Below are 12,399 nucleotides of genomic sequence, written 5' to 3'. Positions count from 1 at the left end.
AAGAACATGAGCGAGACAGAAGCAGCGGAGCGCCCCTCCCTCGCCACGCTCAACGAGCGCATCACCCGCGGCCCGTTCCATCGCTGGCTCGGCCTGTCGGTGGTGGAGGCAGGGGACGGCGAGATCGTCGTCGAGTGCCCCTGGCGTGAGGAGATGGTGGTGAACCCGGACGCCGGCTACACCCATGGCGGCATCCTGGCGACCCTGGTGGACCTCGTGGCCGACTGGGCCCTCGCCACCACCAAGCTGGGGCGCCCCTTCCCCACGGTGGACCTGCGGGTGGATTACCACCGCCCCGCCATGAAGGGCACGCTCAAGGTGCGCGGAAAGGTGGTGCGTCTCGGCTCTACCTTCTCCACCTGCGAAGCCTATGTGGAGGACGCGGACGGCAAGCTCATCGCCTCCGGCCGCGGCACCTACGCCACCACGACCAAGTGACCCCGAGGGCCCGGCATCATGCCGGGCCTTTTTCTTGGATGACCCGGCCACAGCATGTGGGCCGCGCGGAGTGCGGGCAGATGCGTCACGATACGGAGAATTTTCGGCAGTTCCTGAGCCGGCTTCGCGATGCCGGCGAACTGGTGGATCTCCACCAGCCGGTGGATATCCGCCACATCGCCACCCTGGTGGATCAATCCGACAAGGCTTTGTTCTTCCACAATGTCATCGGCTACGACATGCCGGTGGTCTCGGGCATCATCCGCTCCCAGAAGCGGGCCATCATGTCCATGGGCTGCACCGCCTATCCCGAGATCGAGGCCAAGCTGAAGGCGGCCATCGACCGACCCATCGCCTCCAACACGGTGAACACCTCCCCCACCAAGGAGGTGGTGATGGAGGGGGACGAGGTGGACCTCTACAAGCTCCCCATCCCCATGAGCTCCATCTATGACGGCGGCCCCATGATCACCGCCGGCGTGGTGATCGCGCGGGACCCGGAGTTTGGGCTGAATGCGGGCATCTACCGCTTCATCGTCAAGGAGAAGAACCTCACCGGCATCGACATCGTAACCCCGAACAACATGCGCCTGTTCGCGCAGCGGGCGTACGAGGCGGGCCGTCCCTGCCCCATCTCCATCTCCATCGGCACCCACCCCTACGAGATCATGGGCTCGGGCTTCCGCGCGCCGCTCGGCGTGGACGAGATGGCCATCACCGGCGGCCTGCGCGGCGGGCCGGTGGACCTCGCCCCCTGCCGCACCATCGACGTGCCCTATATCGCGGACGCGGAGATCGTGCTGGAGGCGGAGATCCTGCCCCATGGCTGGATCTATCCCGAGGGCCGGTTCGGCGAGTTCACCCGCCTCATGGGCGGGCTGCACTGGAACCCCATTGTGCGCATCAAGTCGGTCTCCATGCGCAAGGACGCGATCTATTACGCGCTCCACATGCCGTGGGAGAACACCTGGCTCGCCGCCCCCACCCGCTATGCCGCCATCCGCCAGGCGCTGAAGACCGCGGGCGTGAACGTGAAGGACATCAACGTCACGCTCGGCGGCTGCGCCTTCTGGCACGCGGTCATCTCTATCAAGAAGCAGCCGGGCGAGGGCAAGAATGCGCTCCTCGCCGCGCTCTCGGTGATGGACCTCAAGCACGTGGTGGTGGTGGACGACGACATCGACGTCTTCAACCCCGTGGACGTGGAATGGGCGATCGCCACCCGCGTCCAGGGCGACAAGGACATCATGATCGTCACCGGCGCGCGCGGGAAGCCGCTGGACCCGAGCCTGCCGCCCACCCCGCCCGGCGTGGTCCCCACCACCGCCAAGGTCGGCATCGACGCCACCATCTCGGAAGGCATCCCGAAGGAGCGCTACGAGCGTATTGCCTATGCCTATGCGGACACCGCCAAGATCGCCGACTATGTGGCCGGCAAGCCGGACCCGGCCGGCGCCTCCGCCACCGATGCGGAAGTGGCGGCGCTCACCGACAAGATCGCCGAGCTGATCGGCACGGAGCCGCGCTACTACACGGACATCGCGGAAGCCTTCAGCTCCTACAATTTCGCCATCGTCGCCCGGGCGCTGGGGCATCTCCACGCCACCGAGCGCCTCTGGCAGGACCCGCGCGGGCGCATGTGCCTGCGGGGCTCCCCGTTCGCTGCCAAGCCCCCTGGCGCATGAGCGAACCGCGCCGGCGGTCAACGCCGGCGCTTCACAAATTTTGGGGGCCAAAACAAAATACGCTACTTCTATCGAAGATATAAATTATAAGAGTTCCATGTAATCATATAGAACAGCCGTAAAAAACAAGAGCGGCCATACGCCTGAGGACTGGAACCTTCCTTCCACTCGTCTGACAGAGGGCGAATCCGATGCGTCGCATCTTGAAATCACTTCTTTTCGCAGCAGCCCTTTTGCCGCTCGGCGGGCTGGTTTCCCTCCCCTCTTCCGCACAGGAACTTATCCGGTTCGGCGCCGCGCAGGTTTCTGCGGGCGGCCTGCCGGTGATCATCGCCGACCAGAAGGGCTTCTTCGCCGCCGAAGGGCTCAAATATGAGCGCACCGACTTCAAGGGAGGCGGCCCGGCGGCCCAGGCTCTGGCCTCAGGCAGCATCGACATCTGCATCTGCGCCGCGGACCATGCCATCCACCTGGAGGAGCACGGGCTCGGCGGCAAGGTGCTGGTCGGCCTCGCCGACCAGCACAGCTACGCTTTGATCGGCAAAGCGGATTCCCCGGCGAAGAGCATCGCCGATCTGAAGGGCCAGAAGATCGGCATTACTACCGCCGGCTCGCTCACCGACACCACCATCCGCTACGTGATCAAGAAGGCCGGCTTCGACCCGGACAAGGACTTCCAGCTCCTCTCGGTGGGCCGCGCCGGCGCCCAGCAGGCCGCCATCAAGGCAGGGGCCATCGCCGCCGGCATGTTCTCCACTCCCGACATCCAGATCACCATGTCGGAGAAGGGCGCCTTCAAGATCATCGAGGACTTCCGCAAGCTCGCCTATCCAGCGCAGGACCTCGTCATCACCGACACCTGGCTGAAAGCCCATCCCGAGCAAGCCGCCAAGGTCACCCGCGCGGTGGTGAAAGCCCTGAAGCTGATCCAGCAGGACAAGACCGTCCTTCGCCCTGCCATCAAGGCCATATTCCCCGAGCTGACCGACGAGGCCCTCCTCGACCGCATCACGGATGATGTGGCCGCCGGCTATCTCTCCAAGGACGGCATCATGACCCGCGAGAGCTTCGACACGCTCATGCAGATCATGGTCCTGGCCGACCCCAAGCTGAAGCTGGTCAAGTACGAAGACATCATGGTCATGACCTATCTCGGGAAGTGAGCCGGCGAATGACTGAAAGCATGTCCATGGGCGAGGAGATGGCCGCCCGGCCGGCGCGCCGGCGATCCCTGGGGATCAGCCGGACGGGCCTGGAGCAAGCCGGTCTCATCCTTATCCTGCTGGGGCTGTGGGAGATCGCCTCCCGCACCCTGTTCAACCCTTTCTGGAGCAGCCGGCCGAGCCTCATCGCCGTGCGGCTCTGGGACCTCGCGAAAAGCGGCGACCTGTGGATGCACACCGGCACCACGCTGCAGGAGGCGGCGGCAGGACTCCTGCTCGCCGCCCTCGTGGGCATCCCGGTCGGCATCGCGCTCGCCCGCGCCCCGCACATCGCCAAGATGGTGGACCCGCTGATGATGGGCCTTTACGGCCTGCCCCGCGTGGCCCTGGCCCCACTGTTCATCCTGTGGTTCGGTATCGGGCTGTTCTCGAAGATCATGATGGCCTTCACCATGGTGGTCTTCATCTTCATCCTGAACGTGATGGAGGGCATCCGCACCATTGATCCCGACCATCTGGACCTCATGAAGTCCATGCGAGCGGGGCGGTTCTACCTGGTATGGCGGGTGCTGCTGCCGGCGGTGGTGCCGTGGATCCTCGCCTCGTTCCGCATCGGGGTGGGCCTTGCCCTCATCGGCGCGGTGGTGGGCGAGCTGATCGGCGCCAATCGCGGCCTCGGCTGGTACGTGGAGAGCTGCGGCGGCCAGCTCGACACCACTGGCGTCTTCACCGGCCTCATCATCCTCATGATGCTCGCCATGCTGGCCAACCAGCTCATCGGCTTCGTGGAGCGGAGGGTCATCAGATGGCGTTGATGGAGGCAACACGGCCGCGCACCCAGCTGAAGGACCTGCGCATCTCCTTCCCCCGGCCGGACCTGCCGCCTCTGGAGGTGGTCTCCGGCGTCTCGTTGAACGTAGCAGAGGGCGAGTTCGTCGCCGTGGTGGGGCCGAGCGGCTCGGGCAAGTCCACCATTCTGCGAGCCATATGCGGGCTTCTGAAACCGGCCGGCGGGCGGGTGCTGGTGGACGGACACGAGGTGACCGACCCGCCGCCCCAGGTGGGATTCATGTTCCAGAAGGACGCGCTGCTGCCCTGGAAGACGGTGGCGGGCAACATCCGCGTCGGCGCGGAGTTGGGCGGCACGCCGCCGGCCGAGCGGGCGGCGCAGGTGGCCTCCCTCATCAAGCTGCTGCGGCTGGAGGGGTTCGAGGATGCCTGGCCACGCCAGCTCTCCGGCGGCATGCGCCAGCGCGTGTCGCTCGGGCGCCTGCTCGCCTATCGGCCGTCTTTGATGCTGATGGACGAGCCCTTCGGCGCCCTGGACTACCAGACCAAGATCGCCATGGGCCTCGAGCTGCTGCGGGTGTGGGAGGCGGAGCGGCGCTCCATCATCTTCGTCACCCACGACATCGAGGAGGCGGTGGCGCTGGCGGATCGCGTGGTGGTGTTCAGCGCCCGCCCGGCCCGCATCGTCGCCGACTACAAGGTGAACCTGCCGAGGCCGCGGCACATGCGGGCGATGCGCAGCGACCCGGCTTTCACGAACCTGACGGAAGCGATCTGGTCGGACCTGGCGCTGCCAGATTGAGAACCTCCTGAGATTCCCTCTCCCACTTGCGGGGGAGGGAGCCCGTTGCGCCAAGCAAACCCGCTCCTACGCCGCGCTCTTCACCTCCGCCTCCGCCCGCTGGCGCAGGACGTTGCGGTCGATCTTGTTCGTCGTCGCGAGCGGCATGGCATCCACAAACCACACCCGGCGCGGATGCTGGTAGGCCGGGGCATTGGCGAGCGTGAAGCGCTTCACCGCTTCCTCGTCCAGCGTCGAGCCGGGACGGCGGATGACGAAGGCCACCGGCTTCTGCCCCTTGATGTCGTCGTCCACCGGCACCACACAGGCCTGGAGGATTTCCGGGTGGGTCTCCAGAACCGTCTCCACCTCGCCGGGGAAGATGTTCTCGCCGCCGGAGACGAACATGTCGTCCGCCCGGCCGACGAAATAATAGAAGCCGTCCTCGTCGCGCCGGAACACGTCGCCCGTGTCGTAATAGCCGTCCGCCGTGATGGGCGAGCGGACGTCAGGGCGGTTGTGATAGCCCAGCATCACCGCCGGGCTCTTCTGCTGGAGCACGCCCTGGTTCTGCGTGTCGGATCCGACAAGCCGCACATCCACTTCCGGGTGCGGGTAGCCCACGGAAGCGATGGGTATCTTCAAGCCGGCGGGATGGTCGGAGAAGACGATGGGCCCGCCTTCCGTGGTGCCATAGGCATTGACGATGCGGGCGTTGGGCAGAAGCTCCCGGATCTGCGCGGCGAGCGCATCATTCACCGGCGCCGAGCCCATGCGCACGAGCCGCACGCTGGAGAGGTCGGCCTTCGCGAGCGCCTCCTTCTCCCGCAGCATCATGGCGATCATGGGCGGCACGGCGGTGAGCCAGGTGCAACGATAGCGGCTGATGGCCTCGATGTACTGGACTGCATTGAACTGCGGCAGCATCACCGCCGTCGCGCCCGAGGCGCAGACCAGGATGGAGAGCGCCAGCGCATTCATGTGGTAGAGCGGCGCGGCGATCAGCACCCGCTCGTCATGCAGTTCGTTCTCCGCCATGCGGGTGCGCGCCACCCAGATGTGCGCGGCGTGGGAAAGCAGCACGCCCTTGGGCCGCCCCGTGGAGCCGGACGTGTACAGGCTCAGCGCGGCCTCGTCGGGGCGCGGCGTCACCGGCTCGAATGGTCCGGGATCGAGCCAGGAGGCAAGCGTCCCCTCCCCTTCCCCGTCGAAGGACACGAAGCGCACGCTGGGGAAATCCGCCGTATCCAGGGCGGCGAGGCGCGGGCCGTCGCCCACCACCAGGGCGGCGCCGCTGTCCTTGATCACATGGGCGATGGTGGCCGGCGGGAACTTGAAGTTCACCGGCACGGGCACCACCCCCGCCCGCATGGCGCCCATGAAGACCGCCACATAGTCCGGCCGGTTGGCGGCGAGGATGGCCACCCGCCCGCCGCGTTCGATGCCGCCGCGCTTGAGGCCGCGGGCGAAGGCATCCGCCATGGCGTCGAAAGCACTGCGGGTCAGGATGTGCTCGCTGTTGTCCTTCCCGAGCCCGATGATGAGCGGGCGGTCCGGGCTGTCGGTGCGGCGCACGAGGTCGCCGAGGTTGGTCGTGGTCATCGGATACTCCGGCACGCGATGGTCAGCGCGAAATCGGGCAGGGTCAGGGTGCCTGTGGTGGCGGAAAGCGCCTGCCACCCCGCCTGAGGCAGGGCCGTGGCGCGGCGGACGATCTCGTCGAGGCCGTCGAAGACGAGGTCGAAAGTGACGAAGCGCGGCGGCCCCTCAACGAAGTCGATGCGGAAGCCGTCACAGGCGACGCTCCACCCGGCCTCCGAGTGCGCCGCCACGCCCTCGCACAGGGCCGCGTAGAGGCGCGCGTCGGTCTCCGGGTCCGGGCTCGCCACCACGAAGCGGTCGATGTCCACGAGGCCGTTGGGATGGCTCAGCCATTCCTGACGCCAGACGAAGTCTGGCGTCAGGTGCTCGCAGAAATAGACCCGCCCCGCCGGCACGAGATGGGCCGGCAGGCGCACCGTGCGGAAGCGCGCCTCTTCCTCCCGGCCGTCGATCTTCACGGGGCGGGAGAAAGCCACCGGCCCGGTGGGTGCGAAGCCCCCATCGGCGAGGCGGGCGAAGGTCTCGTCCGCATCGTCGGTCTTCAGCACGAGGCCGTTGAGGCCGAAGGGGCTGTCCAGCACCTCCTGGCGCTGCTTGCCGGTCTCCGGCACGCCCACCAGCTCCAGATAGGGGCCGGGCGTCATCATCAGATGATTGATGGAGCCGAGCGAATGATGCCCCAGCGGCGTGAGCGTGAAGCCCTGCGCCGCGAACGCCTCCGCCGCAGATAGCATGTCCTTGAGGACATTCACCACGACATGGTCGAGCTTTGCCATGGCGAACCTCAGGGTGTGACCACGACCTTGCCCATGACCTCGCGGTCGCGGATCAGGCGCAGGCCCTCGGCGGCCTCCTCTAGGGGCAGGACCTTGTCGATCACCGGCTTCAGAGTGCCGGCCTGGATCATGTCGAGAAGGGCTAGAAGGTTCTCGTTGTAATAGCTGTTGGAGCCCTTCACGTTGATCTCGAAGCTCCAGATGTAGCGCAGGTCCTCTTTCGGATCGAACCCGGCGGTGGCGCCGCAGACCAGGAGCTTGCCGCCGCGCTTGATGCAACGGAGCGAGGGCACCCAGGTGTCGCCGCCGGTGAAGTTGATCACCACATCCACCCCGCCCTCATAGGAGCGGCGCTGCGGCTTGCCGTACTTTTCGATGGCCCATTTGGAGAAGTCGGTCTCGTGATAGTTGATCGCGTGGTCGGCGCCGATCTCCTGAAGGCGGTCCATCTTGTCCTGGCTGCCGGCGCAGGCGATGACCTCGGCCCCCAGATGCTTGGCCAGCATCACGCACCCCGTGCCCACGCCGCCGGAAGCGCCGAGGATGAGCACGGTGTCGCCCTTCCTGATGGTGTCGTGGGTGATGATCATGCGGTGGGCGGTGCCGTACGCGACGGGGAGCGAGGCGGCATCCACGAAGCTCACGTCCGGCGGCATGGCGATGAGCTGGCCGGCGGTGACGGCGCAATATTGCGCCATGCCGCCGTCCAGCATCTCGCCCATCAGGCCCTTGGGATTGAGCGGATTGACCAGCACTCGGTCGCCGACCTTCCAGCCAGTGACGCCCTCGCCGATCTCGAAGATCTCACCGGCCATGTCGAGGCCGATGATGACGGGCATGGGCACCTTGATGCCGGGCATGCCCTTCACGGTGAAGACGTCGTGATAATTGAACGAGGAGGCCCGCACCCGGATTACCACCTGCCCCGGCCCCGCCTTGGGGACCGGGTAGTCCTCGACCACGGACAACACGTCGAGGTCGCCATGCTGCCGGAGCAGCAGGGCTTTCATTGTCTCAGGCATTTTTCGTCTTCTCTTGCTTAGGCTAAAGGGGGGCGGAGGTCGCCTCACTTCATGGACTTGGACTTCTCGTAGGGGCCGGTGACGAGGGCGCTGTCCGGCAGCGTGCCCTTCACCGCGCCCACGCTCTTGAACACCTCGAACTCGGTCTTCAGCGAGGCGACGTCGGAGGGCTCCATGGAGACGGTGTAGATGCCGTCCCACAGCCCGGCATAAGCCTTGGCGTCCTCGGCATTCATGTTGGCGCTCTCCATCAGGATCTTCGCCACCGCCGGCTTGTCGGCCTTGCCGAATTCGTAGGCCTTGCGCATTGCCACCACCACCTTGGCGGCGGCGTCGGGATTGGCGGCGAGCCACTCGTTGCGCACCATGCCGACGCCGAGGATGGGCGGGGCGTCCTGCTTGGTGATCTTCTTCCACTCCTCGCGGAACGAGCCGATGCGGCGCAGCTTCACGTCCGGCAGGAGGGCGATGGTGACGGTGCGCAGCGCCGCCGCGTCGATGTCCTTCTGCACCAGGAACTGGGCGAGGCGCGGGTCGTTGCCCGGCACCGCCGTGAAGTCGGAAGCGGTGATACCGTAATTGTTGGCCAGGATGGAAAGGGTGATGGCGGAGGTGGCGCTGCCGGGGGGCGAGTTACCGACCTTCTTGCCCTTCAGCTCCGAGATGCTCTTGATGGGCGAATTCTCAAGCACCACGAAGTCGAGATCCGCCACCTGGGTGGCGAGCATGATGCTCATGGGCAGCCCGTCCGCCGCCACCGAGAGGGCGCCGCCGGCGCTGGCGCCGATGCCGAAGTCGATGGCCCCGGCCGCCATGGCCTTGGTAGGGGCGTTCACATCGGGGAACCTGGAGTACTCGACCTCAAGCCCCTCCTTTTCCACGAACTTCCCCGCCTCCATCACCGCGCCGAAGCCGAGGCTCACGCCCGAGCTCCAGTATCCGATGCGCACCTTGTCCGCGTGAGCGGGGCCGATGAGGGCGAGCGCGAAAGCGGTTGCAAGCAAACCAGAGGCTTTCAAGGTCCTGCTCCATGTTCAGTGGTGAGGAAGATCAGTCACCGACGCGCTCCTTCCAGATGAAGAGGCGGCGTTCCAGAGGCTTGAGGATGGCGCTTTCCAGCACGATCATCAGGACGATGAGCGTGAGGGTCCAGGCGAACACCTGGTCGGTCTGCACGAGGTCCGCCGCCTGCCGCAGGCGATAGCCGATGCCGGAGGTGGCGCCTAAGCTCTCGGCAACGAGGCTCACGCGCGCACCGAAGCCGAAGGCGAGTCGGGCGCCGGCGAAGAACAGCGGCAGGATGGTGGGCAGGTAGATCTTCGTGAGCACCTGCCGGCGCGACATGCGGAAGGTCTGCGCCAGCTCCACGAACTCCACGTTCACTGTGCGCGTGCCCTGCCAGACATTGGTCAGGATCAGCGGCATGGCCGTCATGAACACCACGAACACGGTGGTGAAGTTGGACAGACCGAACCAGATGAGCGCGAAGATGGCCCAGATGGCCGAGGAGATGGTGTTGATGACGGTGAGCACCGGCTCGAACACCTCGCCCAAAAGCCGGCTCGCACCGATCACGAGGCCCAGCACCGTGCCCACGACAGCGGCGAGGGCGAAGCCCGTGAGGATGCGGCCGAAGGTGACGCCGAAATCGTTCCAGAAGCCGGGCGTTGCGACGAGGTTGCTCCAGGTCCGCCACACCCGCGCCGGCGAGGGCAGGATGAAGGCGGCGGTGAAGGCGGAGCCCACCTGCCAGATGGCGAGCAGCGCCACCACCAGCAGGCAGCGCAGGAAGACGACGCGCAGCCATTGATCCCTGTCATGGCGCGCGGCGCTTCGCGTTGGCTGATCTGCGGCGTCGGATGCAAGGTCGGTCATGGGCGCCCCTCAGAGGCTGAGGCGCAGGCTGCGGACCTGCTCTGTGACCTCGGGGGAGACCGGGTCGCGCGGATAAGGCAGCTCCATGGGCCGGGTGAGGCGCACGCGGCCGGGGCGCGGATGCAGCACCACCACTTTGTTGGCCAGCACCACAGCCTCCTCCACGTCGTGGGTTACGAAGATGATGGTCACGTCCCGCAGCGCCGCGATGCGCAGCACTTCTGCATGCATCTGGGAGCGGATGTTGGGATCGAGCTTGGAGAAGGGTTCGTCCATGAGCAGGATGGACGGGCGCGGTGCGAGGCTGCGGGCGAGCGCCACACGGCTGCGCATGCCGCCGGACAGCTCATGGGGAAACACATCGGCGAACTGGGAGAGGCCCACCAGCTCCAGCGTGTCCGCCACCCGGCTGCGCCGCTCCGCGCGGGGCAGCGAGGACGCCTCCAGCCCGAAGGCCACGTTCTGCGCCGCGGTGCGCCAGGGCAGGAGGCGGTCCTCCTGGAACATGTAGGTCATGGAGCGCCAGTCGCCGAACGCGTCGGAGGGCGTCCCGTTCAGCAGCAGCGCGCCGTGGTCCGGCTCCATGAGGCCGGCGATGATGTTGAGGATGGTGCTCTTGCCGCAGCCCGAGGCGCCGAGCAGCGCGACGATGGAGCGCTCCGGCACGTCGAGGTCGATGTTGCGCAGCACCTCAAGCTGAACGCCGTCGCGGCGGGTGAAGGATTTGCTGACGCACTGAAGCGTGACCGCGCTCACCGCCCGCTCCGGCTGAGGGCGGCGGGTACTGGCAGCAGCTCGGCGGAGCCGCGCAGGCTCTCGATGACCTTCTCGAGGGTCATCTCGCGGAACGTCTCCACATGGCGCTGGGCGACAGTGGCGGCGCTCTCCCCGTCGCCCGCCGCGAGATAGTCGATCATCTGGCGGTGATCATCCTCGATGTTCGGCCGGATGCCCTGAACGCCGAAGCCGAGGGCGACGAGGCGGGTCATCTCGTCGAGGAGGCCCGCAAGCGTCCGGCACAGGCGCTGGTTGCCGCCCGCGACCGCAATGGCCATGTGGAAGGCGCGGTTGGCTTCGAGGAAGAAGTCGATCTGGTTGCCCACATCCACCGGCATCTTGACCCGGCAGGCCTTCTCCAGGCGCTCAAGCTGCCCTTTGTTCACCTTGCCTGCCGCAAGGCGCGCCGCCTGCGGTTCCAGCACCGCGCGCAGGGAGAAGATCTCGTCCACGTCGCGCATGGTGACGGGGGCCACGCGATAGCCATGGCGCGGGATGGAGGCGACGAAGCCCTCCTGGGAGAGGCGCTGGAGCGCGATGCGGCAGCTCGCCTTGCCGAGCTCGAACCGCTCCATGATCTCCGCCTCGGTGAAGCGGGTGCCGGGCAGGATGCGGCACGAGATGATCTCCCGCCGCAGGATGTCATAGGCCTGGTTGCCCTTTAGCGTGGAGGCCGGAACCTCCACGTTCCGCGCCGCCCCGCTCCCCTTCCCCACCGACATACTTAAGCGCTCCACGAGACTCTGGTGGGCAGCCTACAGCGACGAACTGAAATTCTCAAAGCGTTTTGTTGCGCTGCGAAAACATCTGCTCACAGGGCCGCGAGGCGGTATTCCCGCTCGATGGAGGAAGCATGCAGATGGTGATCGTAGCCATAGATATGGAGCGAGACCGCATCGCCCATGCCGGTGTTGATCATCTGGTGGATGTTGGGCCCGGTGGGCAGCAGGCAGGCCACGAAGCCCGGCCCGCGCGTCGCCTGCATCGTGGGCACCGCCTGGGCCTCGTCGAGGGTCTTGAAGCGCACCTCCTCGATGGCGCCCAGCAGCACACCGAAGCAGCAGGAGCAGTGGTGGTCGTGGATTGAGGTGCGCGCGCCCTCGGCCCAGACCATGGCGAGGACGCTGATGTCGTCATCGCCATAGATGAGGTTGCGTTCATAGCCACCCGGCCGGCGCTGGAGTGGGATGCCGTCCAGAAGGCCCGGCCGTGCCACCAGGCTCTCCAGCGTCTCGCGTGCGGCGGAGAGATAGTCCCGGGCGGTGCCCTTGCTCGCAAGGCTCAAGTGCCGAAGAAGGCGGACGTCACTGGGCTCTTGCAGGCTGATCATGGGGCGGCACCCGTGCTTGGAAGGACACGGGAAGCCTAGGGTCTGAACTCAATCGAGTTGCGGTTTGGTTGTGTTACTGATTCAAAGCTTCTGCTTGAGAGCGGAGGCTTGAATGGCGAAGGCTCTGACGTGGTTGAGCGATGCGGAGTGGGCTCGGATCG

13 protein-coding genes are annotated in these 12,399 nt (G+C 66.4%); 5 read left to right on the top strand and 8 right to left on the bottom strand.

Translation table 11 applies throughout. The annotated features are described in order from the left end of the window. Positions 1 to 6: 6 nt before the first annotated feature. From ABLE91_RS28210 to ABLE91_RS28190, 5 genes are all read left to right on the top strand, one after another. Positions 7 to 438, top strand: a complete 432-nt coding sequence (locus ABLE91_RS28210) for a PaaI family thioesterase (RefSeq protein ID WP_348935885.1) — start codon at positions 7 to 9, stop codon at positions 436 to 438. Positions 439 to 518: 80 nt separating this feature from the next. Further along, positions 519 to 2,123: a UbiD family decarboxylase gene (locus tag ABLE91_RS28205; RefSeq protein ID WP_348935884.1), complete on the top strand. Its 1,605-nt coding sequence runs from the start codon at positions 519 to 521 to the stop codon at positions 2,121 to 2,123. A gap of 203 nt (positions 2,124 to 2,326) precedes the next feature. Then, complete coding sequence (locus ABLE91_RS28200; RefSeq protein ID WP_348935883.1) at positions 2,327 to 3,286, top strand: ABC transporter substrate-binding protein; 960 nt, start codon at positions 2,327 to 2,329, stop codon at positions 3,284 to 3,286. An 8-nt stretch (positions 3,287 to 3,294) separates the two neighbouring features. Continuing rightward, the gene (locus tag ABLE91_RS28195; protein WP_348935882.1) at positions 3,295 to 4,101 is read left to right on the top strand and encodes an ABC transporter permease; all 807 of its coding nucleotides are present in this window, start codon (positions 3,295 to 3,297) and stop codon (positions 4,099 to 4,101) included. Then, the gene (locus ABLE91_RS28190; protein WP_348935881.1) at positions 4,092 to 4,877 is read left to right on the top strand and encodes an ABC transporter ATP-binding protein; all 786 of its coding nucleotides are present in this window, start codon (positions 4,092 to 4,094) and stop codon (positions 4,875 to 4,877) included. Before ABLE91_RS28195 ends, ABLE91_RS28190 begins: the two co-directional genes overlap by 10 nt. Positions 4,878 to 4,943: 66 nt before the next feature. Here the strand turns inward: ABLE91_RS28190 and ABLE91_RS28185 are convergent, their stop codons facing one another. The 8 genes from ABLE91_RS28185 to ABLE91_RS28150 all read right to left on the bottom strand — a co-directional run bounded on the left by ABLE91_RS28185 (position 4,944) and on the right by ABLE91_RS28150 (position 12,238). Further along, complete coding sequence (locus ABLE91_RS28185; RefSeq protein WP_348935880.1) at positions 4,944 to 6,458, bottom strand: class I adenylate-forming enzyme family protein; 1,515 nt, start codon at positions 6,456 to 6,458, stop codon at positions 4,944 to 4,946. Continuing rightward, complete coding sequence (locus ABLE91_RS28180) at positions 6,455 to 7,234, bottom strand: VOC family protein (protein WP_348935879.1); 780 nt, start codon at positions 7,232 to 7,234, stop codon at positions 6,455 to 6,457. The genes ABLE91_RS28185 and ABLE91_RS28180 overlap by 4 nt, the downstream gene beginning before the upstream one ends. 8 nt (positions 7,235 to 7,242) lie before the next feature. Then, positions 7,243 to 8,244 carry a zinc-binding dehydrogenase gene (locus ABLE91_RS28175; RefSeq protein ID WP_510182012.1) on the bottom strand — a complete coding sequence of 334 codons (1,002 nt, stop codon included), beginning with the start codon at positions 8,242 to 8,244 and terminating at the stop codon, positions 7,243 to 7,245. A gap of 56 nt (positions 8,245 to 8,300) precedes the next feature. Beyond that, on the bottom strand, positions 8,301 to 9,260 hold the full coding sequence (locus ABLE91_RS28170; RefSeq protein ID WP_348935877.1) for an ABC transporter substrate-binding protein: 960 nt from the start codon (positions 9,258 to 9,260) through the stop codon (positions 8,301 to 8,303). Positions 9,261 to 9,306: 46 nt separating this feature from the next. Beyond that, entirely contained in the window at positions 9,307 to 10,131 is an 825-nt protein-coding gene (locus ABLE91_RS28165) for an ABC transporter permease (protein ID WP_348935875.1), read from the bottom strand. Between the two features lie 9 nt (positions 10,132 to 10,140). Continuing rightward, positions 10,141 to 10,887 carry an ABC transporter ATP-binding protein gene (locus ABLE91_RS28160; protein ID WP_348935874.1) on the bottom strand — a complete coding sequence of 249 codons (747 nt, stop codon included), beginning with the start codon at positions 10,885 to 10,887 and terminating at the stop codon, positions 10,141 to 10,143. Beyond that, positions 10,884 to 11,630 (bottom strand): GntR family transcriptional regulator, encoded by a 747-nt coding sequence (locus ABLE91_RS28155; protein ID WP_348935873.1) that lies wholly within the window; start codon positions 11,628 to 11,630, stop codon positions 10,884 to 10,886. Before ABLE91_RS28155 ends, ABLE91_RS28160 begins: the two co-directional genes overlap by 4 nt. A gap of 89 nt (positions 11,631 to 11,719) precedes the next feature. After that, entirely contained in the window at positions 11,720 to 12,238 is a 519-nt protein-coding gene (locus ABLE91_RS28150; protein ID WP_348935872.1) for a cysteine dioxygenase family protein, read from the bottom strand. Positions 12,239 to 12,399: the final 161 nt, after the last annotated feature.

The sequence above is a fragment of the Aquabacter albus genome, assembly GCF_040049275.1.
Taxonomy (GTDB): Bacteria; Pseudomonadota; Alphaproteobacteria; order Rhizobiales; family Xanthobacteraceae; genus Aquabacter.
Note: the sequence above shows the minus strand (reverse complement) of the source record. Positions and strands in the feature narration are given on the sequence as shown.

Excerpts from the sequence above, each read along its gene's own strand:
- ABLE91_RS28195 (WP_348935882.1), top strand. The coding sequence starts at position 3,295 with ATGACTGAAAGCATGTCCATGGGCGAGGAGATGGCCGCCCGGCCGGCG.
- ABLE91_RS28165 (WP_348935875.1), bottom strand. The coding sequence starts at position 10,131 with ATGACCGACCTTGCATCCGACGCCGCAGATCAGCCAACGCGAAGCGCC.
- ABLE91_RS28175 (WP_510182012.1), bottom strand. The coding sequence starts at position 8,244 with ATGAAAGCCCTGCTGCTCCGGCAGCATGGCGACCTCGACGTGTTGTCC.
- ABLE91_RS28185 (WP_348935880.1), bottom strand. The coding sequence starts at position 6,458 with ATGACCACGACCAACCTCGGCGACCTCGTGCGCCGCACCGACAGCCCG.
- ABLE91_RS28210 (WP_348935885.1), top strand. The coding sequence starts at position 7 with ATGAGCGAGACAGAAGCAGCGGAGCGCCCCTCCCTCGCCACGCTCAAC.
- ABLE91_RS28205 (WP_348935884.1), top strand. The coding sequence starts at position 519 with ATGCGTCACGATACGGAGAATTTTCGGCAGTTCCTGAGCCGGCTTCGC.
- ABLE91_RS28180 (WP_348935879.1), bottom strand. The coding sequence starts at position 7,234 with ATGGCAAAGCTCGACCATGTCGTGGTGAATGTCCTCAAGGACATGCTA.
- ABLE91_RS28155 (WP_348935873.1), bottom strand. The coding sequence starts at position 11,630 with ATGTCGGTGGGGAAGGGGAGCGGGGCGGCGCGGAACGTGGAGGTTCCG.
- ABLE91_RS28190 (WP_348935881.1), top strand. The coding sequence starts at position 4,092 with ATGGCGTTGATGGAGGCAACACGGCCGCGCACCCAGCTGAAGGACCTG.
- ABLE91_RS28150 (WP_348935872.1), bottom strand. The coding sequence starts at position 12,238 with ATGATCAGCCTGCAAGAGCCCAGTGACGTCCGCCTTCTTCGGCACTTG.